At 60.2% G+C, this 25678-nt stretch carries 26 protein-coding genes; 8 read left to right on the top strand and 18 right to left on the bottom strand.

Annotation, left to right across the window (positions count from 1 at the left end; genetic code table 11):
* Positions 1-4 precede the first annotated feature (4 nt).
* The 8 genes from PspR84_RS10540 to PspR84_RS10505 form a co-directional block, all read right to left on the bottom strand.
* Entirely contained in the window at positions 5-373 is a 369-nt protein-coding gene (locus PspR84_RS10540; protein WP_160057190.1) for a 5-carboxymethyl-2-hydroxymuconate Delta-isomerase, read from the bottom strand.
* Positions 374-396: 23 nt separating this feature from the next.
* Positions 397-1173: an ABC transporter ATP-binding protein gene (locus tag PspR84_RS10535; protein ID WP_160057189.1), complete on the bottom strand. Its 777-nt coding sequence runs from the start codon at positions 1171-1173 to the stop codon at positions 397-399.
* Between the two features lie 10 nt (positions 1174-1183).
* A complete protein-coding gene (locus tag PspR84_RS10530) occupies positions 1184-2023 on the bottom strand; it encodes an ABC transporter ATP-binding protein (RefSeq protein ID WP_026000816.1) in 840 nt (279 codons plus the stop codon).
* An 11-nt stretch (positions 2024-2034) separates the two neighbouring features.
* The gene (locus PspR84_RS10525; RefSeq protein ID WP_034152645.1) at positions 2035-2952 is read right to left on the bottom strand and encodes an ABC transporter permease; all 918 of its coding nucleotides are present in this window, start codon (positions 2950-2952) and stop codon (positions 2035-2037) included.
* A 69-nt stretch (positions 2953-3021) separates the two neighbouring features.
* Positions 3022-4632, bottom strand: a complete 1611-nt coding sequence (locus tag PspR84_RS10520) for an ABC transporter substrate-binding protein (protein ID WP_160057188.1) — start codon at positions 4630-4632, stop codon at positions 3022-3024.
* Positions 4633-4677: 45 nt separating this feature from the next.
* A complete protein-coding gene (locus PspR84_RS10515) occupies positions 4678-5715 on the bottom strand; it encodes an ABC transporter permease (RefSeq protein WP_026000815.1) in 1038 nt (345 codons plus the stop codon).
* A 60-nt stretch (positions 5716-5775) separates the two neighbouring features.
* Positions 5776-7386: an ABC transporter substrate-binding protein gene (locus tag PspR84_RS10510; RefSeq protein WP_158833048.1), complete on the bottom strand. Its 1611-nt coding sequence runs from the start codon at positions 7384-7386 to the stop codon at positions 5776-5778.
* A 72-nt stretch (positions 7387-7458) separates the two neighbouring features.
* Positions 7459-8613, bottom strand: coding sequence for a mandelate racemase family protein (locus tag PspR84_RS10505; protein WP_008079679.1), 1155 nt, complete (start codon positions 8611-8613; stop codon positions 7459-7461).
* A 360-nt stretch (positions 8614-8973) separates the two neighbouring features.
* On the opposite strand from PspR84_RS10505, the gene PspR84_RS10500 reads away from it, so the two are divergent.
* The 3 genes from PspR84_RS10500 to PspR84_RS10490 all read left to right on the top strand — a co-directional run bounded on the left by PspR84_RS10500 (position 8974) and on the right by PspR84_RS10490 (position 11526).
* Entirely contained in the window at positions 8974-9699 is a 726-nt protein-coding gene (locus tag PspR84_RS10500) for an oligogalacturonate-specific porin KdgM family protein (protein WP_064120156.1), read from the top strand.
* 94 nt (positions 9700-9793) lie between these two features.
* Entirely contained in the window at positions 9794-10636 is an 843-nt protein-coding gene (locus PspR84_RS10495) for an NAD(P)-dependent oxidoreductase (protein WP_160057187.1), read from the top strand.
* Positions 10633-11526, top strand: a complete 894-nt coding sequence (locus tag PspR84_RS10490; RefSeq protein ID WP_160057186.1) for an SMP-30/gluconolactonase/LRE family protein — start codon at positions 10633-10635, stop codon at positions 11524-11526. The genes PspR84_RS10495 and PspR84_RS10490 overlap by 4 nt, the downstream gene beginning before the upstream one ends.
* Before the next feature lie 4 nt (positions 11527-11530).
* On the opposite strand, the gene PspR84_RS10485 is transcribed toward PspR84_RS10490, so the two are convergent.
* Positions 11531-12286 carry a FadR/GntR family transcriptional regulator gene (locus tag PspR84_RS10485; protein WP_038364752.1) on the bottom strand — a complete coding sequence of 252 codons (756 nt, stop codon included), beginning with the start codon at positions 12284-12286 and terminating at the stop codon, positions 11531-11533.
* 198 nt (positions 12287-12484) lie between these two features.
* Here PspR84_RS10485 and PspR84_RS10480 point away from each other — a divergent pair, with 198 nt between their 5' ends.
* The gene (locus PspR84_RS10480; RefSeq protein WP_160057185.1) at positions 12485-13627 is read left to right on the top strand and encodes a pectate lyase; all 1143 of its coding nucleotides are present in this window, start codon (positions 12485-12487) and stop codon (positions 13625-13627) included.
* A 220-nt stretch (positions 13628-13847) separates the two neighbouring features.
* On the opposite strand, the gene gspF is transcribed toward PspR84_RS10480, so the two are convergent.
* The 7 genes from gspF to gspG are packed head-to-tail and all read right to left on the bottom strand — an operon-like array spanning position 13848 to position 21982.
* On the bottom strand, positions 13848-15059 hold the full coding sequence (gspF, locus tag PspR84_RS10475; RefSeq protein WP_160057184.1) for a type II secretion system inner membrane protein GspF: 1212 nt from the start codon (positions 15057-15059) through the stop codon (positions 13848-13850).
* The gene (gspE, locus tag PspR84_RS10470; RefSeq protein ID WP_160057183.1) at positions 15059-16465 is read right to left on the bottom strand and encodes a type II secretion system ATPase GspE; all 1407 of its coding nucleotides are present in this window, start codon (positions 16463-16465) and stop codon (positions 15059-15061) included. The genes gspF and gspE overlap by 1 nt, the downstream gene beginning before the upstream one ends.
* Complete coding sequence (gene gspD, locus PspR84_RS10465; protein WP_160057182.1) at positions 16462-18831, bottom strand: type II secretion system secretin GspD; 2370 nt, start codon at positions 18829-18831, stop codon at positions 16462-16464. The genes gspE and gspD overlap by 4 nt, the downstream gene beginning before the upstream one ends.
* The gene (gene gspM, locus PspR84_RS10460) at positions 18828-19370 is read right to left on the bottom strand and encodes a type II secretion system protein GspM (protein WP_160057181.1); all 543 of its coding nucleotides are present in this window, start codon (positions 19368-19370) and stop codon (positions 18828-18830) included. The genes gspD and gspM overlap by 4 nt, the downstream gene beginning before the upstream one ends.
* The gene (gene gspL / locus PspR84_RS10455) at positions 19363-20541 is read right to left on the bottom strand and encodes a type II secretion system protein GspL (RefSeq protein WP_160057180.1); all 1179 of its coding nucleotides are present in this window, start codon (positions 20539-20541) and stop codon (positions 19363-19365) included. Before gspL ends, gspM begins: the two co-directional genes overlap by 8 nt.
* Positions 20538-21524: a type II secretion system minor pseudopilin GspK gene (gene gspK / locus PspR84_RS10450; RefSeq protein WP_160057179.1), complete on the bottom strand. Its 987-nt coding sequence runs from the start codon at positions 21522-21524 to the stop codon at positions 20538-20540. Before gspK ends, gspL begins: the two co-directional genes overlap by 4 nt.
* A gap of 8 nt (positions 21525-21532) precedes the next feature.
* On the bottom strand, positions 21533-21982 hold the full coding sequence (gspG, locus tag PspR84_RS10445) for a type II secretion system major pseudopilin GspG (protein ID WP_160057178.1): 450 nt from the start codon (positions 21980-21982) through the stop codon (positions 21533-21535).
* Positions 21983-22128: 146 nt separating this feature from the next.
* Between gspG and gspI the strand changes: the two genes are divergently transcribed.
* A complete protein-coding gene (gene gspI / locus PspR84_RS10440; protein WP_160057177.1) occupies positions 22129-22515 on the top strand; it encodes a type II secretion system minor pseudopilin GspI in 387 nt (128 codons plus the stop codon).
* A gap of 6 nt (positions 22516-22521) precedes the next feature.
* On the opposite strand, the gene PspR84_RS10435 is transcribed toward gspI, so the two are convergent.
* Positions 22522-22953, bottom strand: a complete 432-nt coding sequence (locus PspR84_RS10435) for a general secretion pathway protein GspC (RefSeq protein ID WP_160057176.1) — start codon at positions 22951-22953, stop codon at positions 22522-22524.
* Between the two features lie 114 nt (positions 22954-23067).
* Between PspR84_RS10435 and PspR84_RS10430 the strand changes: the two genes are divergently transcribed.
* The 3 genes from PspR84_RS10430 (at position 23068) to PspR84_RS10420 (ending at position 24772) form a co-directional block, all read left to right on the top strand.
* Positions 23068-23529 (top strand): GspH/FimT family pseudopilin, encoded by a 462-nt coding sequence (locus PspR84_RS10430; protein WP_160057175.1) that lies wholly within the window; start codon positions 23068-23070, stop codon positions 23527-23529.
* Positions 23526-24137 (top strand): type II secretion system protein GspJ, encoded by a 612-nt coding sequence (locus PspR84_RS10425; protein WP_160057174.1) that lies wholly within the window; start codon positions 23526-23528, stop codon positions 24135-24137. The genes PspR84_RS10430 and PspR84_RS10425 overlap by 4 nt, the downstream gene beginning before the upstream one ends.
* 77 nt (positions 24138-24214) lie before the next feature.
* On the top strand, positions 24215-24772 hold the full coding sequence (locus PspR84_RS10420; protein ID WP_160057173.1) for an NADAR family protein: 558 nt from the start codon (positions 24215-24217) through the stop codon (positions 24770-24772).
* Between the two features lie 98 nt (positions 24773-24870).
* On the opposite strand, the gene PspR84_RS10415 is transcribed toward PspR84_RS10420, so the two are convergent.
* The gene (locus PspR84_RS10415; RefSeq protein ID WP_160057172.1) at positions 24871-25110 is read right to left on the bottom strand and encodes a YceK/YidQ family lipoprotein; all 240 of its coding nucleotides are present in this window, start codon (positions 25108-25110) and stop codon (positions 24871-24873) included.
* Positions 25111-25678 lie beyond the last annotated feature (568 nt).

Below are 25678 nucleotides of genomic sequence, written 5' to 3'. Positions count from 1 at the left end.
TTGTTCAGGCCGACAATCCGGCTTCTTGCAAATATTGGCTGCGGTTGACGAACGTCTCGCGGGGCATTTCCACAACCTCCATCGACAGCGATTCGACGTCCGGCAGCAAAGCGACCAGCGCCGCCACGGTCGCCGAGGCCAGACGCCGGCGCTGTTCAGCACTGCGCCCGGACAACACCGACAGGACGACATGGACAAAATCGTCCGCGCCCGCACCGCAGCGGTAATGCTCGAACGTGTTGAGGCGCACCTTGATGTCCCCGGCCTTGAACAGGCCGAAGGCATCGAGGGCGTCATGCACGGCAGCGAGCAGGGTTTGCTCGCCGACACGCTGGGCCAGGCTTTGCGGGCAATCGATAAGACAATGCGGCATGTCGCGCTCCTTGATGGATCGGCTCAACCAGCGAGCTGGCGCGCCGATTCCTGGCTGAAATCACGACTGGCTTGTACCAGCATCCGCGTGTAGGCGTGGCTTGCCAGATCCTGGCTGAGCGCCTGACTGTCGAGCAGCTCCACGATCTTGCCCAGCTGCATCACCGCCACCCGATCACACAGATGCGTGACCACGCCCAGATCGTGAGTGACCATCAGGTAGGTGAGTTTCTCGCGCCGGCGCAAATCCGCCAGCAGATTGAGAATCTCCGCCTGCACCGAGACATCCAGCGCCGAAGTCGGCTCATCGAGCAGCAACACGCGCGGCTCGAGAATCAGCGCACGGGCAATCGCCACGCGCTGGCGCTGGCCACCGGACAACTGATGCGGATAGCGAAAACGGTAACTGTCGTTCAGACCGACCTTGAGCAGGATCTCGTTGATCCGGTCGTCCTTGTCGCGCACGCCGTGAATAATCAGCGGCTCACGCAGGGCCGTGTCGACGGTGTGGCGCGGATGCAGCGAGCCGTAAGGGTCCTGGAACACCATCTGCACCTGACGGAAATGTTCCTTGGGAATCTTGTGCTGCAGCGGCGCGCCGGCAATGCTCAACTCGCCGGTCCAGTGCCGGTACTGCCCGGCCAGGCAGCGCAATACCGTGGTCTTGCCGGAGCCGGACTCCCCTACCAGGCCGAAGGATTCGCCGTCGGCGACACTGAGGCTGACGTCGTGCAGCACCTGATTGAGGGCCGGGCCGGCGCCGAAACTCAGGTTCAGCGCGTGTGCTTGGATCATGGACATGGTCGATTCCTCAGCAAGTCAGCCACAGTGGATCGCGTTGCAACACCGGCAACCGTTCGCGACGGTTGTCCATGCTCGGCAACGCCGCCATCAGGCCGCGGGTATAGGGATGTTGCGCATGTTGCAGGTCACCGGCGGCGAGCGATTCGACCACCCTGCCGGCGTACATCACCAACACGCGGTCGCAGTAATTGCGCACAAGGTTGAGGTCGTGACTGACGAAAATCAGACCCATTTCCTGCTGTTCGACCAGTTCTTCCAGCACGTTGAGCACTTGCTGACGCACCGACACATCAAGGGCCGAGGTCGGCTCGTCGGCGATGATCACCTGTGGCCGGGTGATGACCATCATCGCGATCATGATGCGCTGACCCATACCACCGGAAACCTCATGCGGGTAAAGGTTGTAGACCCGTTGCGGATCACGGATATGCACCTTTTCGAGCATTTCCAGCACCCGCTCGCGGGCCTCGCTGCGGCTGGCCTTGTGGTGCGCCAGATACGCCTCGGCAATCTGATCGCCGACCTTGACCACCGGGTTCAGCGAGTATTTCGGGTCCTGCATGATCATCGAAATGCGCTGACCACGAATCTTCTGCATGACCTTTTCGCCGGCTGACAGCAGATCGACTTCACCGAACTGCATTGCCTTGGCGGTGATCCGCGCGCTGGCCGGGTGCAGCTTCAGCAAGCTGCGACCGACCGTCGATTTGCCCGAGCCCGACTCACCGACAATGGCGAGTTTTTCCCGCCCGAGGGTGAAGGACACGTCGCGCACGGCATGGGTTTCTTTCTGAGCATTGACGAAGCGCACATTGAGCCCTTCGACGTTCAATTTGATTGCAGACATACAGCCTCCGATTACTCGCTGCGCGGATCAAGAATGTCCCGCAGGCCGTCGCCCAACAGGTTGAAAGCCAGGCTGACCAACATGATTGCGGCCCCCGGAACAGCCACCAGCCACCAGCACTCGAGCATGTAGCGGCGCCCGGTGGAAATCATCGCGCCCCACTCCGGCGACGGCGCTTGCGCACCGAGGCCGAGAAAGCCCAAAGCCGCTGCGGTGAGGATGATCCCGGCCATGTTCATGGTCAGGCGGATGATCACCGACGACATGCACATCGGCACAATGTGCCGCAGGATGATTCGCGTGGACGAAGCCCCTTGCAGCTCGACCGCCACGACGAAGTCAGCCTTGCGCAACGACAGGGTTTCAGCCCGCGCCAGTCGCGCAATCGGCGGCCACGACGTCAGCGCAATCGCTACCACTGCGTGTTCCAGGCCCGGACCGAGCGCCGCGATAAATGCCAGCGCCAGCACCAGGCTGGGAAAGGAGATGAAGATGTCGGTCAGGCGCATGAACACCGTGTCGACAACACCACCGTAGTAGCCGGAGACGGTGCCGATAAACAGCCCGATCGGGCCGACGATCACGGTCACCAGGGTGATGATGTACAGCGTGATGCGCGAGCCGTAGACCAGCCGACTGAAGATATCCCGGCCGTATTCATCGGTGCCGAACCAGTGCGCGGCGCCCGGTGCCTGCAGGGCATTGGCGAGGTTTTGCGCCACCGGATCATGGGTAGCGATCCACGGCGCAAACAACGCCACCACCACCAGCACCAGCGCGACCAGCAATCCGGCCAGGGTCATCGGGTTGCGCAGCAGGTGCCGCAAGACTTTCAGGGCACTTTTGCAGAAGGCGTCGAAGCTGGATCCGGGGGTACGATCCGACCGCCGCTTGGCGCTCGAATCAGTAGAAGACATGTTGGCAATCATGGGCATGTTCTCGGATTGAATTGAGGATCACCCGGCGCGTACGCCGACGCACCGGGCAGCGTTCAGCGTTCAGCGTTGTTTGTAGACACCCAGATAACGCGTCGCCTCGGCATCATCACCGGCGAAACCCTTGACGTCGGCGGCGCTGACCACGGTGTCGGTCATCTGCGAAATCATCATGATCGGGCCGACCTGCTCGTCGTAGATTTTCTGTGCCTGGTGATACAGGTTCAGGCGCTGGCCGGCATCGCGTTCGACCCCGGCCTGATCTATCAGGCTATTAAGCTGCGGGCTGAAAAACGACGCACGCCAGCCCTGGAAATTCGGCAGGCCGGCGTCATCGCTGTTGTTGGGGTTGTAGGCAAACGTACGCAGGCTGAAATACGGATGCGGATAGCGCTCGGCCCCGCGCGCAACGATGATGTCGAAGCTGCGCGCGCGCATGGCGCCATACACCTGGTTGCCAGTGCCGTTGACGATGCTGGCCTTGATCCCGCCCTCGGCCAGCGTCGCTTGCAGACGCGCGGCGATGTCGATGAAGGGCGGCTCTGACAATGTGCGAATGGTCGTGCTGAAGCCGTCCGGATAACCCGCTTCGGCGAGGAGTTTTTTCGCCTTGGCGACGTCCATGTGATAACCCGGATCCGGCAGGCGCGCCGCCAGACCGAGTTGCATCGGCTGCTGATTCAGCTGGCCGTAATACGGCATCACCTGTTCGTCGAGGCCCTTGTAGTCGATCAGGTTGCGCACCGCTTCGCGCACTTTGGGGTTGGCAAATTCGGGCTGCTTCATGCTCAGCGCGACGTAGTACATGGTGCCGCGCGGCAGTGACTGCACGTGGATTTTTTCCGAACCGTCGATGGCGCGGATGTCCGGTGCGGCCATGCCATACGCCAGATCGAGGTCTCCGCGCTCCAGCATCAGGCGCAGCGACTGCGATTCGGTCATGTGCCGCACCACCACGCGCTTGAGCTTGGCAGCACCGCCCCAATAACCGTCGAAGCGGGTCAGCAACAGCGAGTCGTTCGCTGTCCATTTGCTCAGCACAAACGGTCCGCTGCCGGCCTCGTTGGTCACCAGCCAGTTAGCACCGAGGTCAGCGTTTTTCTCATGCGCCAAAGCCGTTTTGCGATCGATCACCACCGCGCTCGGCGAGATCGCCAGCGAGTCAATCAATAACAGTGGGTCCATGGTTTGCGGCAAGTCGATAACCAGCGTGTGGGCATCGCTGGCACGGATCAGTGACTGGATGTTGTCGACGTTATAACCGTAGGCTTTCCAGGTCGTGGCCAGGCCGAAATTCAGTTTCATCACCCGGTACAACGACCAGGCCACGTCTTCAGCGGTCAGCGGATTGCCGGAGTGAAACTTCACGTTCTGACGCAAATGAAAGGTTATCTGCTTGCCGTCGTCGCTGATCGTCCAGCGCTCGGCCAGTTGCGGCAGATGCTGTTCCGGATTGCCCTGATCACGCTTGACCAGGGTGTCGTAAAGATTGGCATTGACGCCGGAAGCGTCGAGGCCCGGCGCGTTGGCCGGATCGATGGAAAACAGGTTGACCATGCTCATGCCGACGATCAGTTGATCGGCCGGCGTCTTGGCGCTGGCCTGGGTCATCGGCACCAGCGCCAGGACCGCCGCCAACAGGCCAGCGTGCAGTTTGGTAAATGCAGTCGTCATTGAAAAATCCTTGTTTTTATAGTTTTGGTGCCGCAGCCAGGCGTGTTAACGGGTGCGCGGATCGAAGACCTTGTACAAGGCATCGCTGATCAGGTTGAGCGCGACAAAAATCAAACCGATTACCAGCACACAGCCCATCACCGCGTTCATGTCGCCGAGCATCAGGCTGCTGGTCAGGTACTGGCCGAAACCCGGCCAGGCAAAGACCGTTTCGATCAGCACCGCGCCTTCGAGCAGCGAGCCGTAAGCCAGCGCCACCACTGTGAGCAGTTGCACGAGGATGTTGCGAAAGGCGTGACCCCAGACCACCTGGCGACGCGACAAACCCTTGACCCGAGCGGTGATGATGTATTCCTGAGACAGTTGCTCGAGCATGAAGCTGCGGGTCATCCGACTGATGTAAGCCACCGAGTTCAGCCCAAGGATCAGCGCCGGCAAGACGATGTGGCGCAAGGCGCTGGCGAAGGCTTCCCAATCACCGGCCAGGCTCGAATCGATCAGCAATAGCCCGGTGACCTCGGGCACCATGCCGTCGTACGCCAGGTCGATGCGACCGGCGCCACCGGCCCAGCCGAGCCAGGCGTAAAACACCAGCAAGCCCATCATGCCCAGCCAGAAAATCGGCGTGGAATAGCCGAACAGGGTTATCACTCGCGCGACATGATCGCCCAGTCGCCCTTGATTACTCGCCGCGCAGACGCCCAGCGGCAAACCGATCAGCACACCGAAGAGGATGGCCAGAGTCGCCAGTTCGATGGTGGCAGGGAACACTCGGCGGATATCATCGAGCACCGGGTGCCCGGTCAACAGCGCGTTGCCGAAATTGCCGTGCAGCAAGTCATTGAGGTACAGGCCGAACTGGGTCCAGATCGGCTTGTCCAGCCCCATCGCCCGGTACACCTGATCGTAGGTCGAGCTGTCGGCGTCCGGCCCGACCACCGCCAGCACCGGATCGAGCGGCATCACCCGACCGATGATAAACGTCAGCGCCAACAGGCCCAGCAACGTCACCAGTACCGTGCTGGCACGCCGCGCGGTATTGGAGGCGCGGGCTCCCATGGCAGAGGCAGTCATAACAAACATAGTCAGCTCCTGATAAAACGGTCACCGGTGCACCCGGCACGCGAAGTTCATCCGTGCATTTCAGCGTTTTTTGTAGACGTCTTTGTAGCGCGTGGTCGCGGCCGTGTGCCCTTGAAAATCGGCAACATCGGCGTAGACCAGCACCGTATCGGTCATCTGCGAGACCGGCAGAATCGCGCCCACTTGCTGATCGAGTTGCTGCTGGATGTCCTGATACTGCGCCTGCTGTTTCTGCGCATCGGGCTCGACTTCGGCACTCTCGATCAACTGATTCAACTCGGGACTGTAGAACGAAGTGCGCCAGCCCTGAAAGTTGCTCAGCTTGGCCTCGTCACGGTTATCCGGGTTGTACACCAGCGTGCGCAGGCTCGAATGGGGATGACGTTCGGCGCCGCCACCGCCACGGCCGACGATGATGTCGAAACTGCGCTCACGCATGGCGCCGTAGATCTGGTTACCGGTGCCAGTGATGATGCTGGCTTCGATCCCGGCCTGCGCCAGCGTCGATTGCAGGTTGGAGGCAATGTTGATGAAGGGCGGCTCGGCCAGCACGCGGATGCTGGTCTTGAACCCGTTGGGGTAACCGGCGTCAGCGAGAAGTTTTTTTGCCTCATCGACATTCAGTCGATAACCGGGATCCGGCAGGCGCGCGGCCAGTCCCAACGGCATCGGCCGCTGATTGATCACGCCGTAGTGCGGCATGACGGTCTGGTTGATGCCTTGATAGTCGATCAACGAGCGCACGGCTTTGCGCACGCGCGCGTCGGCAAACATTGGCTGCTTCACGCTCAGCGCGACGTAATACAGCGTGCCGCGTTGCAGGGTTTGCGTGCGGACCTTGTCGCTGTTCTGCAAGGCCTGAATGTCCGGCGCCGACATGCCTTTGGCGATGTCGAGGTCACCGCGCTCGATCATCAGCCGCAACGACTGCGACTCGGTCATGTTGCGCATGACAATGCGCTTGAGCTTGGCCGGGCCGCCCCAGTAACCGTCGAAACGGCTCATCAGAATCACATCGTTGGCCCGCCAGTCATTGAGCACGAAGGCACCACTGCCGGCGGCGTGCGTCACCAGCCAGGCGGCGCCCAGGTCATTGTTCTTCTGGTGTTCGAGGACTTTTTTGCGGTCGAGAATGAAGGCACTTGGCGAGGTCGCCAGCGTGTTGAGCACCAACTGTGGATCGGTGGGGCGCGGCAATTCAATGACGAAGGTATTGGCATCAGTCGCGCGCATCGAACGCTCGACATTCTCGGCGGTAAAACCGTAAGCCTTCCAGGTCGACGCCAATGCGAGATTGAGTTTGAGCACGCGCTGCAACGACCAGGCGACGTCTTCGGCGCTCAACGGGTTGCCCGATTGAAATTGCACGCCCTGGCGCAGATTGAAGGTCAGGGTCTTGCGGTCGTCGCTGACTTGCCAGCGCTCGGCGAGTGCCGGCAACAGCTGATCCGGCGCAGCGACGTCCTGCACCAGCAACATGTCATAGAGATTGGCATTGATCTCCGACACGTCCAGGCCGGTGGCGGCCGCCGGGTCGAGGGACAGCAGATTGATCATGCTCATGCCGACGATCAATTGATCGGCCGGGGTTTTGGCATGCACGACAGGTAGCGCGGTCACCGTCAGGGTAGCCGCCAGAACCCGCGCCCACAGCGAAGGAAGAATGTTCATAGCGAGAGTGCCTTTCTTATATTTATAGGGCTCTCGGACAACCCGGCATGCACCGGGCAGCCCGCGTACACGTCAGAAGCTTTTAAGCGTGTTCATCTCGATGAAGTTGAAGTCGATGTCTTCGCCCAGACCCGGCAGGTCGGACAAATGCACAAAACCGTCGCTGTCCATCGGGTCGACCAGGCGCTTGAGGTACGCCGGCACCTCGTCGTAATCCAGGTACGGGTGCAGCAAACCGCGCTCGTACCAGGTGCAGTTCTTGATCGCGCCAACCACTGTCAGGTTGGCTGCGCCGTTGCCGTGAATTTCGCAATCCATGCCAAACGACTCGGCCATGTGCGCGACTTTCAGGCAAGGCCCGATCCCGCCGACCCCGGCGACGCCGGCACGCAGGATGTCGCAAACGTCGTGCTTGACCCAACTGGCCCGGCTCAGGTGTTTGCCGGACAGGGTCTCCGGGCCGAGCACCGGAATGTCCAGTTGCCCCGCCAGCCAGGCATAGGATTCGGCGGACTCTTCCATCATCGGTTCTTCGAACCAGGCGAAGTCGAGTTTTTCCAGTTCACGTCCGATGTACAGCGCTTCGGTGCGGCTGTACCAGTGATAACCGTCGAGCATCAAGGCGATGTCCGGGCCCACCGCTTCGCGCACCGCCGCGCAGGCTTTGACGTCAATGCGCGGGCTCGGTGCGAACGAGACCGGCGGCATCCAGGTGTGCAACTTGATCGCCTTGTAGCCGCGCTTGACCAGCGTTTCGGCAAAGCGTCCGTAATCTTCCGGCGTCGCCAGGCCCTCAGGCAATTCATCGCCGCACATGGTTGAGCCGTACGCCGGCACCTTGTCGCGAAAACCGCCGATCAACTTGTGCACCGGCACGCCGAGCTTGCGCCCCGCCCAATCCCACAACGCCTGCTCGACCAAAGCCAGCGCGCGATCAGTCAACTGGCTGGCGCTGCCACGCTGCCAGTGCGCCAGGTCATGCCAGATCTTTTCGCGATCAAAGGCGTTCTGCCCGACCAGCACCTTGCGCACAAAACCATCCAGCACATAAGGACGAATCAGTTCCGGCGCACCGAGGGCGTAACCCTCCTTGCCGTCTTCGGTCTGGATGCGCAGCAACGCCATTTGCGCCTGACTGACATCACCAGGATGAGCATGACCGGCGCTGTCGACTGCGCGGCGGGTGGGATAGGAAAAAACCTGGACGTTGACTGCTGTGATTCTCATGGACGTCTTGAGCCTTCTTATTGGATTTGTGACAGGAGTGTCGTCGGTTGCGACCGATCATAGGTCATCGTACAACACTTGAAAAGACCCAATAACACCTCTTCCAATCGAAGCCTTTGCGGCTAAACGTCCAGCAAAGCGCCATATTTAAAGATGACTACGGAATAACAGGACTTGCTTTAGAACCCTATTCATAGGGCATATATGTATCAATATGTTTCTAAACCAGCAAAATCACGTAGACGAGTCATCTTGTCGTACGATAACTTATATCTGCGCCTCAAATGAGAGCTATACGCAATATCGCGGTGCCTGTAGTACTCGTCAAACGACCCTAACAAAAACAAAAAAGAAGACCGTATGAACACCACCCTACGCACGCTCGTCACTGTCGCGGCCCTCGGCCTGCCCTTCTCTGCCCACGCTGACTCTGCCAGCCTCAACTACCGCCATCAGTACACCGAGGAGGACAGCGCCCACGCCGACCGAATCAAGCTCAATTACCGCCTGGACAGTGGACTGGGGTTTGAGGCGGAGATGAAATACCGCACGGCCGGTGACCGCAAAGATGTCGCCTACGACAACATGGTCAACAACGGCCATGAGTTCACGGTGAGCTACAACTACAAGCTCAGCGCACAGTCGACGCTGACCCCGGCGTTTCAGATGGACAGTTCCAAGGATGCGACCGCCTACAAGTTCGGCCTCAAGTACAACTACAAAATCGACGACGCCTTTTACGTTGCGACGCGCTATCGCCTGGACCTGCGCAAACTCGATCGCGATCAGGTCAACAAAGACATGCCCGATCACTACAAGGATGACCAGACCACCCACCGCTTCGAAGGCTGGCTCGGCTACACGCCGGCCAACAAGTGGGCCTACGAATATCAGTTCATCTATTTCAAGACCGACTACATCCGCTACGACAACAAGAAGAGCGACTACGAACAGAACCTGATCGTCAAATACAAGCTCACCAAACAATGGGCGCCCTTCATGGAAATCGGCGACATCAAAGTCGACTCCACCTCACCCGACCGCCAGGCTCGCTGGCGTCTGGGCGTGCAGTACAACTTCATGTAAGCCGCGCACTGGTTTTGCCTGGCGAGCGCGCATCGCTTGTCGGGCAGCCCCCCCGCCGCTCCCCTTTCTCCCCCGCGTAATGGAAGACCCGACCATGACCACACACGCTACGCAAGCCAAACCCTTCAACCGTATTCTGCTGACCGGCGCCGCCGGTGGGCTCGGCCAGATTCTGCGCGAAACCCTGCAGGTTCACGCCGACATCGTCCGCGCCTCGGACATCAGTGCGATGGCGCCGAGCCGCGGCACGCATGACGAAGTGATCAACTGCAATCTAAGCGACAAGGCCGCTGTCGCCGCGCTGGTCGAGGGCGTCGATGCCATCGTGCATTTGGGCGGGATCTCGGTGGAGCGATCCTTCGAAGAAATCCTCGAGGCGAATATTCGCGGCACCTTTCATGTTTATGAGGCCGCGCGTCTGCACGGAGTCAAGCGCATCGTCTTCGCCAGCTCCAACCACGTCACCGGTTTCTACTCGCAGGACGAACAGATCGACGCCCATTCGCCGCGTCGCCCGGACGGTTATTACGGCTTGTCGAAGGCTTACGGCGAGGACTTGGCAACGTTCTATTTCCACCGCTATGGCATTGAAACAGTGAGCCTGCGCATCGGCTCCTCATTTCCCGAACCGCGCAACCTGCGCATGCTGGCGACCTGGCTGAGCTATACCGATCTGGAGCATCTGATCGCCCGCGCACTATTGGCCAGCGATGTCGGGCACAGCGTGGTGTACGGGGTGTCCGCCAACCGTGATCAGTGGTGGAGCAACCGTTACGCCGCGCACCTGGGCTTTGCGCCGCAGGACAGTTCCGAAGCCTTTCGCGCAAAGGTCGAACAACAACCGGCACTCGCTGCCGACCACCCCGACCGCTTGTATCAGGGTGGCGCCTTTACCGCTGCAGGTCCGTTTGAAACGCCGGCGCAGACGCACTCATGAGTGCCGAACTGATTGTCGATGCGCGCAACGCCACCGGTGAAAGCCCGGTCTGGCAAGCCGACGAAAATGCCTTGTATTGGGTGGATATTCCGGCCGGCCGCTTGCATCGCTGGCAGCTCGACGGCCAGACCGACTGCTGGCAGGCGGACGAAATGCTCGCCTGTATCGCCCGCAGCGAAGCGGGACATTGGCTGGGCGCGCAGGAAAGTGGCCTGTTCAAACTGTGCCCGCAGGCTGACGGACGTCTGGCTGCCGAAAAGCTCATCGGCGTCGAGCACGCCCGCCCGCGCATGCGTTTCAATGATGGTCGCTGCGATCGTCAGGGACGCTTCTGGGTCAGCTCGATGCCAACCGCCATGGGTGCCGAGGCGGTCGGCGCGCTGTATCGCTACGACGCGCAAAACCCGAATGATGCATCGATGCTCGCGCCGCAACTGGAGGACCTCGTAGTGCCCAACGGCCTGGCGTTCAGTCCCGACGGGAGCATCCTGTATCTGTCCGATTCGCACCCGAGTCGTCAACTGATCTGGGCCTTCGATTACGACATCGACAGCGGCACGCCGCACAACCGCCGGTTGTTCGTCGACATGAACGACCACCCCGGTCGACCGGACGGTGCCGCCGTCGACTCACACGGCTGTTACTGGATCTGCGCGATTGATGCCGGCCTGGTGCTGCGCTTTACCCCGCAGGGGAAACTGGATCGCGCGCTGCCGGTACCGGTGAAGAAACCGACGATGTGTGCCTTTGGTGGCCCTCGGCTCGACACCCTGTTTGTCACCTCGATTCGCCCGCAAGGCATCGACCTCGCCGACCAGCCGTTGGCGGGCGGAGTGTTCGCCCTCAATCCGGGCGTTCAAGGCCTGCCTGAACCCAAGGCCCGCGCCTGAGGCTTCAGACGTTCAACGCCGCCGCGTCTGCGGCCTCGTAGGCACGGCGCAGACGCTCGCGGCTGTTGGACAGATGCAAGCGCATGGCTGCGCGTGCGGCGTCGGAATCACGCCGGACAATCGCAATGTAAATGTCTTCATGCTCACGACTGAGGCGCTCCAGATAGGGCTCCTTGCGGTCATTTTCCAGGCGTTTGGAATGCAGGCGTGTGCGCGGCAGAATGTTCGCGCCCAGGTGCAGCATGATGTCGGTGAAATAGCGGTTGCCGGTGGCCAGCGCAATTTGCTGGTGGAACTGGAAATCCGCCGACACGGCATAGTCGACGCTGACGGCGCGGGAGTTGATCGCGTCCAGCGAATCACGCATCAGTTGCAGCTGCTCATCGGTACGCCGCGCACACGCCAGGCCGGCGGCCTCGACCTCCAACGTGATGCGCAACTCAAGCACCGCCAAGACATCCTGAAGCGTGACGATGCTGTCCGGATCAATGCGAAAACCGCTTGGGCTGGGAATGTCCTGAACGAAGGTGCCGATACCGTGACGGGTTTCCACCAGGCCTGCTGCCTGCAGACGCGATATCGCCTCGCGCACGACCGTGCGACTGACGCCGTGCTCGGCCATGACCTGAGATTCAGTCGGCAGCTTCGTCGCGCGCGCGAGTTCACCACTGCAAATGCGTCGGGACAGCTCGGTGACCAGGTCCTCCGCCAGGCTGCGATGCCGGCGACGAACATTGGGTGTGGCGTTGGATCTGTCCATCAGCAACAAAAATCTCGAGTTTTCGAATAATTACGCATCATAGCCCATTCAGTTGTACGACAACGCACCAGTTCAATGATAGGATTTCTCATGCAGCGGACGTTCGATTCGCTGCAATGGCGATAAGGACGTCCGCTCGAGAAACACGTCGAGACATCGCGTGTAAAACACTCAAGTTAATCAAGGATCTGATTACTCATGACAAAACCAACAACCTTCACGGCCTGCAAACTGGCCAGCGCCATCGTCGGCAGCCTGCTGTTTTCCAGCCTGCCTGCACAAGCAGCCGATATCTGGCTGGATGTTGCAACGACTGGCTGGGCCACGCAAAACGGTGGCACCAAGGGTGGCTCCAGAGCGGCAGCCAACAACATCTACACCGTGAAGAACGCCGCCGAACTGAAGACCGCACTCAGCGCTTCGGTCGGCACCAACGGTCGCATCATCAAGATTACCGGGCCGATCGACATCAGCGAAGGCAAAGCTTATACGACGACCGCCGATATGAAAAAGCGCGGTCGTCTGGATATCCCGGGCAAGACGACCATCGTCGGTACGAGCAGCACGGCGGAGATCCGCGAGGGTTTCTTCTATGCCAAGGAAAACGATGTGATCATCCGCAACATCACCATCGAAAACCCGTGGGATCCCGAGCCGATCTGGGACGCCAATGACGGCAGCGCCGGCAACTGGAACTCCGAGTACGACGGGCTGACCATCGAAGGCGCCAACAATGTGTGGGTCGACCATGTCACCTTCACCGATGGCCGCCGCACCGATGACCAGAACGGCACTGCCAACGGTCGTCCAAAGCAACATCACGACGGCGCACTGGACGTGAAAAACGGTGCCAACTACGTGACCATTTCCTACTCGGCGTTCAAATCGCACGAGAAGAACAACCTGATCGGTTCCAGCGACAGCCGTACCACCGATGATGGCAAGCTCAAGGTCACGATCCACAACACCCTGTTCGAAAACATCTCCGCCCGCGCGCCACGCGTTCGCTTCGGCCAGGTGCATCTGTACAACAACTATCACGTGGGCAGCACCAGCCATAAGGTCTACCCGTTCAGCTACGCGCACGGTGTGGGCAAGAGCTCGAAGATTTTCTCCGAGAAAAACGCCTTCGAAATCTCCGGCATCAGCGGCTGCGACAAAATCGCCGGCGACTACGGTGGCAGCACCTACCTTGATCAGGGTTCTACGCTCAATGGCTCCTTGCTGACCTGCAAGTGGGGCACCAACATCGGCTGGACCCCGCCTTACAGCTACACCCCGCTGAACGCAGACAAAGTCGCGGCCGACGTTAAGGCCAAGGCTGGCGCTGGCAAGATCTGATTGGTCGATGTAACCGTGTTAATGAAAAGCCCTCGGTGACGAGGGCTTTTTCATGTCTGTTTGCAGACCGTGCGGGGGTAAAGTCCTGACAAAAATCTGGATTTTTTGTTGCCCGGACTGGCCCCTTCGCGAGCAGGCTCGCTCCCACATTTTGAAATGCATTCCCCTGTGGGAGCGAGCCTGCTCGCGAAGGGGCCCGATCAGACACCATCAAAACCGGCTACTGGACCAGTTGATTGATCTCAATGATCGGCAACAACACCGCCATCACAATCACCAGCACCACCCCGCCCATCACCACAATCATCAGCGGCTCCAGCAACGCGGTCATGCCCATCGCTCGCCGCTCGATATCGCGCGACAGGGTTTGTGCCGCACGCTCAAGCATCGGCGGCAGCGAGCCGGTTTTCTCGCCACTGGCGATCAGATGAATCAGCACTGGCGGGAATACGTTCTCCACGCGCAATGCAGCGGCGAGGTTGACCCCTTCGCGCACTTTGGCCGTTGCTTCAGTGACGCTCAAACTCAAGCGGTCGTTGGACAGGGTCTGCCGCGCCGCCTCCAATGCGCGCAGCAACGGCACCCCGGCGCCGCCGAGAATCGCCAACGTCGAGGCGAACCGTGCGGTGTTCAGGCCCAGAATGAAACGCCCGAACAGCGGCAACTTCAGCACGCGATGATGCCAACTCAAACGTGCCGCTGGATTGCGCAGGTACAAACGCCAGCTCCAGAAACTTGCGGCCATGATCCCAGCGCACAGCCAGCCCCAACTGCGGATGAAATCACTCGCGTTGAGCATCGCCAAGGTCAGCCCGGGCAAATCCTGCCGCGCCTGGGAAAACGCGCTGACCACCTGCGGCACCACGTAACTGAGCAGGAAAATCACGATGCCGATCGACACCAGACCGACCACGCCCGGATAGATAAACGCCGTGAGAATCTTGCCGCGCAGGTTGTTGCGTTCCTCGATATAATCCGCGAGGCGTTCCATGACCTGCGCCAAATCACCGGACTCCTCACCCGCCGCAATCAGCGCACGGTAGATCTCAGGAAAGTCTCGCGGTCGCGCGGCGAGGGATTCCGCCAGTCGCATGCCGCTGCGCACATCCGCACGAACAGCGCTGAGGGTGTGGGCGATGTGCTTTTTCTCGGCCTGCTCCACCGTGGCGCTCAACGCGGCCTCCAGCGGCAGACTGGCGCCGAGCAGACTCGCCAGCTGCCGCGTGGCCCAGGCCAGATCGTTATCGGAAAGTTTGGCGCGGAACAATCCACCGCCGCCGTGACTGGCGACGTTGCTTTCTTTGTGCACCGACAACGCGGTCAACCCGCGCGCGCGTAACGTTGTGAACGCGGCAGCCTGGCTGTCCGCCTCAAGGTGCCCGGATTCGATCTTGCCGGTCGCATCGGCAGCTTCAAAACGATAGCGATTCATCAGGCGTCCCGTGTCACACGGAGGATTTCTTCAGGGGCGGTGGCGCCGCTGCGGATCCATCGCTCACCGTCCTCGCGCAGGCTGAACATCCCGGCTTTCGCGGCTGATGCGCGCAAGGCCTGCTCCCCTGCCCCTTGGTGAATCAGGGTGCGAATGTCGTCGTCGATGCAGAACAACTCGTGGATGCCGGTGCGGCCGCTGTAGCCGGTCTGATTGCACGCCGGGCAGCCGACCGGTCGCCAAGTGCCCGGTGTCGCCGGGTCTTCCTGCTTGCACTGATTGCACAGCCGTCGCACCAGTCGTTGTGCGAGCACGCCGAGCATCGACGAGGCCAGCAGAAACGGTTCGACGCCCATGTCGATCAAGCGGTTGACCGCCGACACCGCGTCGTTGGTGTGCAATGTCGCCAGCACCAAGTGCCCGGTCAACGAAGCCTGCACGGCGATTTGTGCAGTTTCGAGATCGCGGATCTCGCCGATCATGATGATGTCCGGGTCTTGCCGCAGGATTGCTCGCAGCGCCAGGGCAAAAGTCATGTCGATCTTGGCATTGACCTGGATCTGGCTGATGCCCGGCAGGTCGTATTCCACCGGATCCTCGACGGTGAGAATGTTGCTGGTACTCGCATCCAGCCGTGCCAATGCGGCGTAGAGGCTGGTGGTTTTGCCGCTGCCGGTCGGCCCGGTGACCAAAACGATGCCGTGGGGCTGGCGGATCAGGTGATCGAGTTTGGCCAGCACCTGCGCGTCCATGCCCAGTGTTTCCAGATGCAGACGCCCGGCCTGTTTGTCGAGCAGACGCATCACCACCCTTTCGCCATGACCGGTGGGCACGGTTGAAACACGAATATCAATCGGCCGCCCGGCCACGCGCAAAGCGATGCGTCCATCTTGCGGCAGGCGTTTTTCGGCGATGTCGAGCTGGGCCATGATCTTGATCCGCGACACCAGCGCACCATGCAACGCCTTGCGCGGTGAGACCACATCGCGCAAGGTTCCGTCGACGCGATAGCGCACCACCGAATGGGTTTCGAACGGTTCGATGTGAATGTCGCTGGCCTCATCGCGCGCGGCCTGGGTGAGCAAGGCGTTGATCATGCGGATCACCGGCGCGCCGTCCTGGGTGTCGAGCAGGTCGGTGATTTCCGGCATGTCCTGCATCAGCCGATCCAGATCAACTTCGTTTTCCGCAGCCCCAACCACCGCCGCCGCACTGCCGGTGTCGGCATAGGCTGCGGCGAGCAAGCCGTCGAGTTCGTCATCGCGCACGCGTTGTATGGTGGTCGCACCGAACTGCCGCCGCGCCTCGCTGATCGACCAGCCCGGCGTTGACGGGCACACCGTCAACACGCCATCGCACAACAGAATGCGCTGCGCCTTGGCCCAGGCGTAAGGCAGCGAACTCATTGGATGGGCACCGCTTTGATCGTCGCGCGTGGGCCGGAACTCGGTAACACCGCCGGCACCCCTTGCGCCGCTGTCGGCAATTGCGGCGCCTGCATGTCCGGCATCGCCCAGCTGCGTTCCGGCTGCAAACCACCTTGCGCCCGGCGCATGAAGTCGTAGCGGTTGAGGGTAATGCTGCGCCCCGCTTCGCTGTCGCGGATGATGTACGGACGCAGGAACACCATCAGGTTGGTCTTGGTAATCGCCCGGCGTTCATTGCGAAACAGCGCGCCGATTCCCGGCAGACTGCCCAGCCAAGGCACCGCGTCATTGCTCTGGCTGTAACCGTCCTGCAGCAACCCGCCAAGGACCATGATCTGCCCGTCGTCGAGCAAAATACTGGTGTCGATTGCACGTTTGTTGGTGACGATGCCCGTCGATGTCGCGCTGTTGGAAGCGCGTTCGTCGATGCTGCTGACCTCCTGATAGATATCGAGCTTGACCGTACCGCCCTCGGAAATCTGCGGACGCACGTTGAGCTTCAAACCGACCTCTTCCCGGGTCACGGTTTGGAACGGGTTGTTGCTGGTGCCCCCGCCGCCCGTCACATAACTGCCGCTGACAAACGGGATGGTCTGGCCGACAAAAATGCTCGCCGCCTCGTTGTCGAGGGTCAGCAGATTCGGCGTCGACAGCACGTTGGTGCCACCCTTGCTTTTCAAGGCCCGGGCCAGCACTTTCAGGTCAAGAATCTTGCCGATCCCGGGGATATCGACGGTGCCGTTGACGTAGCCCAGATTCAACCCCTGAGGCAGCACATCGATGCTGGTTTTGCCGTTGGTGTTGAGCCCCGAACCACCGAGATTCGCGCCACCGATCACGCCATTGCCACCGAGATTGCCGGTCTGCCACTGCACACCGAACTCACTGGCATCGTCCTCGCCGACTTCGACGATCAGGCTCTCGATCACCACTTGCGCGCGGCGCTGGTCAAGCAGATCGATCACCTCGCGCAAGTTGCGATACAAAGGCTCCGGCGCGGAAATCAGCAAGGTGTTGGTGGTGGCGTCCGCCTGAATGGTCACGCCGCCGGCACTGAAAGCGACGTTCTGCTCGCTGCTTTGCGCGCCGCCGCTACCAGTTGTGCCGCCACTGCTGCCCTGGGCGTAACTGCCGCCCGTGCTGACGCTGCTATTAGTCGATGTAGTGCCGCTGCTTTGCGTACTACTTTGGCCATTTTGCCCAGCGCTACCGCCAGTACTTGCGCCCATGGCACTGAGCACCGAACGCGCACTGTCGCTGCTGCCGCTGTCACTTTCACCCGTGAGCAACCCGCGCAAGGCCTGCGCCAGTTTCGCCGCCTGCGCGTTACGCAGATAAACCACATGCAGATTGCTCGGATTGCTCTGCGCGTTATCCAGTTTGTAAATCAGATTACGCGCCAGCTCCGTACGCTCCGGGCTGCCGGCGCGAATGATGATGGTGTTGGAACGCGGATCACCAATCACCGCGATTTTCTGCGTCGGATCATTGCCCGGCGCATCCAGCAGATCCGCGACCATCGGCGCAATGTCGGCAGCGATGCCGTTCTGGATCTGCACCACATCGGTGTCGATCGCACTCGGCGAATCAATGCTCGCAATCAACTGCGCAACGCGGGTCAGGTTCTCAGAGTAATCAGTGATGACGATGGTGTTATTGCCCGGATAGGCGTTGATCGGATTGTTCGGCGAAACAATCGGCCGCAGCACCGGAATCAGGTTCACCGCGTTCTCGTATTGCAAACGAAACGTGCGCGTGAGCATGCCGTTGCCGGCCGGTTTGTCGGCACTGTAAATCGGCCCGCCGAGCAACTTCGCATCCGCCTCCGGCACCACCTGCGCCACACCGCCCACGTCAACCACACTGAAACCCTGCATACGCAACACCGCCAGCAACATGTCGTAAGCCTGCCGCGCTGGCACCTGACCTTCTGAAACCAGCGTCAACGTCCCCTTCACCCGAGGATCGACCAGAAACTGCTGCCCGGTCGAACGCGCCAACGCGCGCACCACCGCTTGAATATCCGCGTCGACAAAATTCAGCGTCACCGGTTGATCGCCCAAAGGATTACTCGGCAAGGCAATGCCCGACGCCGCCGCCCCACTGCGCGCACTCTTGCTGATGTTGTGCAATTGCTTCGGCACAGGTCGCGCTTGGGCCTGCGCACGTTCGCGGTCGAGCACCGCGTCGCCGCTGCGCTGGGTGTTGGCCAGCGGCCGCCCGAGTTCACTGTCGACCAGCAATGGCGGCTGGTTCTGTGGCGGAGTGGTGTTGCTGCATGCGCTCAGTGCCAACAACAGGAACGGCGCGGCCGTACGTACACAATTGGAACCTGACCACTTCATGAAGCTTCCTTAGCGCCCAGCGCCTGATCCATGCGAACGGTTCCCGACAGAGTGCCTGCCGTATCATCGACCTTGACCTCACTTGCACGCTGCAAACGAGCCTCGACCACTTCAAGTGAAAACCGCACGGGGTGGATTAACAGCCAACTGATGACGGCATCAGCGGGTGCATCCTCGAACGTCAACTGCCAAGCGGTGCCAACTGTCTGCAACTGGTAGTGACCAAGCAGCCCGCTGCCATCGAGAGATTGCTGCAATGACCGCTCGAAGTTTTGCCCAATGGGCGCTGTCGCCACCTCGCGCAACAACAGATCCAGCGCTTCGGCCTGGCCACGCAACTTCGGCGTTTCGGTCTGCCAATGCTCAATCTTTTTCAGCGGTGGCTGGACGAGCAGCAGCCAGATCAGCACAACCCCTAACATCAATGCGGTGCCCGCAACCAGGCGTTTTTCGCGTAAGGTCAGCGGCGCCCAATGCCGATGAATCTGTGCACGCAGCAGCAGCCAGCGAGCCCGATAGATCGCCAGTAGATTATTCATCGTCGCTGTCCATGTCGGCATCGTCCTCAACCGCTGCCGGCTCAATCTGCGGGCTGAAAATCCACACGTTGTCTTCGCGTCTGGCGACCAATCCTGCCTGCGTCAGCGCCCCCGGCAATGCGCCGTCGGCGGGTGCCTGCGCAGTGTCGGCGGCCAACTCCAACTGCAAACGTCCCTGCTCATAGGTCATACGCTGGACGCTGCCCGCCATAAACGGCAGCGCGCTCGCGGCGTTTTGCACCAGGTAGGCAAACCCGTGATTCGCCTCGGCCGCCACCCCATTGTGTCGAGCCGCCAGTTGCTGGCGAGCCTGCTGCAACGGATTGAGAATCACCGGTAACTCTGGAAAAGCCTGCTTCACCCGTTGGCTCATTTGCGCCTTGAGCTGCTCGCCCTGGGTCACTTCACGGGCCGCGTAAAGGTTCAGCCCTGACACCCAGATCGCAATCGCCAAGGCACAACAGAAGACGGCCTTGCCCCAACCGCGAGCGGGGCCGGCAGCCTTGCCGATGCCTGCATGCAACCCCCATCCCGGCGCAACGCCACACCAGCGCTGCTCCGCAGGTTGTGGTTCGAAGACTGTTGCAGGAGCATCCGCGCCGATCCACTGCAAGCCGCGACCACTGGTGACGAGTTCATCCAGACGCTCCTGCGCCAAGGGTTCTACCGAAGCCTGCGCACCGCTGAAGCGCAGCAGCAATTGCCCGTCCAGCACGCAGGCGCTGACCTGCCCCTGCGTGGGCACCGGCAGAGCATAAGGCGCCGGGTAAAGGCCTCGCAGCTTCAATCGGTGCTGAGCCAATAACAGCCCGAAACGATCCAGAGATGCCTGCGCGAGCCAGGCCAGCGACACTTGCCCCGAGACCTCACGAGCACTGTGTGCAACGTACATTTGTTCAGTGCCACCCAGAATCAGCGCCTGCGCGGCACACTTCACCGCCGCCTCGATCTTCACCGGAGCCAGCGGTGGCAACTGCAAACTGGTCAGTACACTGTCCGCCGGATGCAGAAAAAACTCGACGGGCTGTAACGGCCACTCCTGTTCAATCAGCAACAGCGTGCTGACACCGGTCTGACTGACCTGGTCATGCCGATCCAGGCGCGCAAATTCAACCTCAGAGTCTGAGGTCAAACCCGCCAGCGGCGGCAAGGCGACTCGCAGGCGAGTCATACGCCGAGCCTCGACCAGACCACTTTCGGCAGGTCGTCGGCGGGTCGATGCAGCAGCGCATCCAGGCTGACGCGGCGCTGGTCACGACGCGCGTGTCCGCGCAGCAGAAACCAATCGCTGCTGATGCCGACGTTCAGTCCGTCGACGGTCAGATGCGGCAAGTGCAGACGGTTGACGAAGTCCCCGCGATTGATGAACCACTGACCACGATCGCGCTCTCCCACCACAGCCCTGGCCTGCGCCAGCGATAAACCCGGTACCACCGCCACCAATACCTCGGCGCTGGCAGTATTACCGTTGACCCAGGTCTTGGCCGGAATCAGGCTGACATACTGATTCAAGCGCCCAAGCAGCTCCTCGTTCATGCCTTCGAGGCCACGTAAATCATCAAGGCTGCGCAACATCGGCTGAGTGGCCGGCAAGGGGCTTCGACGCGCACTCGGCGACGTCGCGCGGACGCCGTCGAAACCGGTCTGCGCCATACTCTGCCCGGCGGCTTGCAGGTCGGGCATTCTCGGGTAGGAGGCAATGACTCGCTGGCTGATGCGCTGGCTGAGGGCAGCATCGATTCCGATCATTTCGCAGAGGCGTTCGAAGCTGCGCAACTGTCCGCCATCGACGCGGTCATTGCTGAGTAAATTGCGCAAATTGAACTTGCCCTGCTGATCCTCGATGCGCCCCTCGAAACCGCCCCCCGGCGAACTCAACAAATGGCTTTTGACAGGCTGCGCCCAAGGTTGATCGAGCCGGGTCAGCGCGTCCTGTTGACGCGTGTCTCTGAGCAGTTGCCGACTGAGCTCCAGCCCCGCCAACAGCGCAGCAGCGCCCTGCACTCGCGACTGTTCCGCTTCAAGAGAACGGGTAAAGACGCTCTGACGGGTGAGCATGCCAGCGGCGATCACCGCAACCACGGCGGCAATCAGCAAGGCGCTGATAATGGCCATGCCGCGCTGTTTCTGCGCCTGTGGCGACGATGATTTCATGGCCGCTCTCAGAGCTGCCAGGAACCAATATCGGCATTGACGCCGTCGCCGTCGGGTTGGCCGTCTGCGCCGAGGGAGAAGATGTCGATCTCACCGTTCGCGCCAGGATTCAGATAGTTGTAAGGACGCCCCCACGGGTCGTTGGGCAAGCGTTCCAGATAAGAGCGCCAGTTGCTGTTTTTCGCATCCGCCGGACGCTCCACCAACACCTTCAGCCCCTGATTCAGCGTCGGGTAATTGCCGTGGTCGAGGCGGTAGAGTTTGAGCGCCTGCATCAGGCCGGCGATGTCTTGTTTCGCCGCAGTGGCTCGGGCCTGATCAGGTCGGTCGAGCACCTTGGGCACGACCATCGCCGCCAGAATGCCGAGGATGACTACCACCACCATGATCTCGATCAGGGTAAAACCCTGCTGACCTCGACGACCTGCGGACTGAGATTTGACGCGCGCGAAATCCATTTCAACCTTCCTTGGCATGATTACATTCGGCGCGCAGTGTAACAAAAGCCAGTCATCGTACAACAATCATTAACGCACTGTTTTTCTGCACATTAGCCAAAGGACGGGTGTTATTCTGCGGGCCGGTTTCAACCGCAGAGACAAGCATGGAAGCGTTGCGCAAGGAGCGAGGTTTCACCCTCATTGAGGTTCTGGTGGCCCTGGCAATCATCGCCGTGGCCATGTCTGCCGCCGTTCGCGTTGCGGGCCTGATGACCCAGAGCAATGGCCTGTTGCGCGATCGCTCGATCGCTTTGCTGGCGGCGCAGACCCGACTCGCCGAGTTGCGTCTGGAAGAAGACTTTGCCCCGGGACTGAAAACCTTCGAGTGTGATCAAGGTCGCCTGCAACTGCGCTGTGATCAACACGTGACGCCGAGCATCGATGGACGACTGATGCGCGTGACGCTGCTGGTTTCGGATCGCGAACGTCAGGCACCGCCCTTGGCGCGACTCGAAACCTTACTCGGCCGGCCGCAGGAAAAGCGCCAATGATCCCGCTCAGGGTCGAGTCAACCGAGGCAGCGACGGGGAGTCTGGCAGCGTGCTGACTTTTAATCGGCTCTTTTCTGCGCCACGCTCAATGACCACCGCATCCTGTTCAATAGCTATCACGTGCACACCCAGAGCCAAGCGATCACCCACCAGAAAACTGCGCGGCGGACCGTCGTTGAGACTTAGGATTGCTACTGCAGCGTGCGCCCCTGCCAGCACTCCGGAAACCTTGATATCCAACGGTGCCGGCTGGTTGGAAAACCACTGCAAAGCCGCTGTGTCGGCGCGCGCCGGCAGCACTTGGGGGTCCACCGCCGGAACGTGGGACTGTGCCGGCGTCAGCAACAGCGCAGACCAGAATAGTCCGCCTGCCAGCGCCGTGATCAGCGCCGCCGACTGCACAAGCTGCGTTGCGGATAAGCGAAAAGTAAATGCCAAGACCCAACCTCCCTGTTGTCTTGCGTCGCAGTCTACAGGACAACATTCGCTTTTCTATCGGGATTGATGGTTCGAATCCGCCAGGATGGATTCACAACGAAGGAACGTTGCGGTATGAACAAGGACAGACAAACAGGCTTCACCCTCATCGAATTGATGGTGGTGTTGATCATCATCGGTATTGCCAGCGCCGCCGTCAGCCTGAGTATCAAGCCTGACCCAGCGCAACTGCTGCGCAAGGACGCCAATCGCTTGATCCAGTTGCTGCAAATCGCCCATGCCGAAGCCCTGGCCGATGGACGCCCGATCACTTGGCTGGCGGACAAAAACGGCTTTCATTTCATTCGTCGCAATGAACAAGGCCCCGGCTTCGATCACTTTCTCGCCGATCCGCAACTGCGCCCTCGTCACTGGGAAACGCCATCGCTGAAGGTCCGAATGACACCCAGGCAGCCGCTGATACTGAATGCCGAGTGGTTCGATTCACCTGTGCAACTGCAACTCTCGGACGGCCAGAACACGCTCACCGTGCAGCGCACAGCCACGGGCAAATTGACCTTGGCCAACCAGCCATGAATAACCGGCAAGAGGGTTTTACCCTGATCGAAGTGATGGTCGCGATCATGCTCATGGCGATCGTCAGCCTGATTGCCTGGCGCGGTCTGGACAGCGTGAGCCGCGCCGACACGCACCTACAGGCGAGCACCGAACACACCGAAGCACTGCTGCGCACGCTGCATCAACTGGAACGAGATATCGCCTTGCGCGCCAGCATCGAACTGCGCGAACCACTGTTGAACGACAACGATGACGAACGATCCGGGCAGCCAGCGGCAATCAGCGTGCGCAGCGCCGACGACCAGCGCTTTCGTCTTGACGTGATCCGCAGTGCTGCCACCTCGCACAACGGCTTGCAGCGCGTGCGCTGGTGGTTGAAAGATCAAACCCTGTACCGCGCCGCCGCCACGCCACGTGATCACTACCCGCTGCCCGCGCCGAAACAGGCAGTGGCGGTGCTCGACAGCATCAGCGACCTGCAAGTACGCGTCTGGGAACCCGAGATGGGCTGGCGCCAGCTCAGCGGCAACCGCAAAGAAAACCCCCAAGGCCTGGAAATCCGCCTGACCCGGCAGACGCTTCAAGGCGAAGAACACTACCGCCAGGTCTTGGGCCCACTGGATTAGTCTCTGGGCAATATTGCGTATTGCCCTGACACGCACAGCGACTGTAACGTCGAACGTCAGTTACCGAGGAAATCTCATTGCACGACTCTAAACTTCTCGAAGATCTACGCGCTCGCTTCAACGCTGGAGAGCCTCTGGATTTCACTTTTTTCTGGGGACACCAGCGAAGCAAAGACGCCGTCACGGCTTCGTGCTTCAGCCAGTGGTATGAAGCCGAATTCGTTGTCGAGGGGCAACGCTACCCGACAGCCGAACACTTCATGATGGCCGAGAAGGCAGCCTTGTTCGACGATCAGGAAATTCGTGCACAAGTACTCCAGGCCCCGACCCCGAACGCCGCCAAAGCCCTCGGCCGCAAGGTGCACGGGTTCAACGACCAGCTCTGGCTGCAACACCGATACGACATCGTCGTCCGGGCAAACCAAGCCAAGTTCTCCCAAAACCCGGAGCTGGACGAATACCTGATGCGCACTGGATCTCGGGTCATCGTCGAAGCGAGCCCGGTTGATGACATTTGGGGAATTGGGCTCGCGCAGGATCACGCAGATGTGAACGATCCGAATCTGTGGAAAGGCCTGAATCTTCTGGGGTTTGCACTGATGCAGGTGCGGGACTGCAGGGTTGGATCGTCCTGAGTTTTATCCGCGGAGGCGTCAGCAACGAAAAAGCCTTGGCACATGCCAAGAGTTTTCTAAGGGAGTTTTACATTGCTTTGGGTTGCACTACCCGCCAGTCAGAAATTGCAGGTGTATTGATATTCGAAGGGGAAGAATACGGTATCGACCACCAATGAAAATGGCGCGTCGATCAGTAAAAAGGGAATCAACTTGCCTTTGGATGTACGGACCAACCACCAGTCGAGCCAAACACCGATGTAGGGACATCGGTGCTTGTCATAATCCATCCGCATGGCCGTTGCTGCACAGCCGCTTGAACTGGCGATCAACGCCAGTAATATCAGTTTGTGAAGCACTTAATATCCTTATTAGTTGTTGATACTGAGCTGTGTAAACGGGGGTTGCTGATGACTTTCCCTCTACGACGGGCCACCCCCGTGGGTGGAGTAGAGCCCTACGCCGACTACCGAGGCCGACCGTAAGGACAATGAGAAACTTCAACCAGACTGGAATTGGCAAGATGCGTGAAGCGTGCAGGCGAGGATGCAGATCTGATGGACTTTATTGATTTTCTGGGAAATCTTTGCAGCGCATTCAGTAACTATCAAGGCTATGAAAAGCCTCGCCGGGTGTTTACCTGAAGATTCGTTGCGTTCTGCGTATTTGTGGCTGTGTTTGAGCTGATTGCGCTGAACCTCTACTACGCATAGACGAGATGGAATCAGATGCTGAGGAAGGCATCAATTCTCGTGCGGAGGGGATGTCTGGTTTTTAATGGTGTTTTACGCTTGCTGAATGCCAGCAAAGATCGTCGGGACGGAGTGAATCCAGGCCTTCTCAACGAAATTACCGGGTAGTTTTGCGCAGGCACAAAAAAGCCGATCCATCTGATCGGCTTAACTGTCTGATTTTACTCAGGAATAA

This window comes from Pseudomonas sp. R84 (assembly GCF_009834515.1).
In the GTDB taxonomy this organism is placed as follows: Bacteria; Pseudomonadota; Gammaproteobacteria; order Pseudomonadales; family Pseudomonadaceae; genus Aquipseudomonas.
This window is presented reverse-complemented; position numbering and strand designations above follow the sequence as displayed.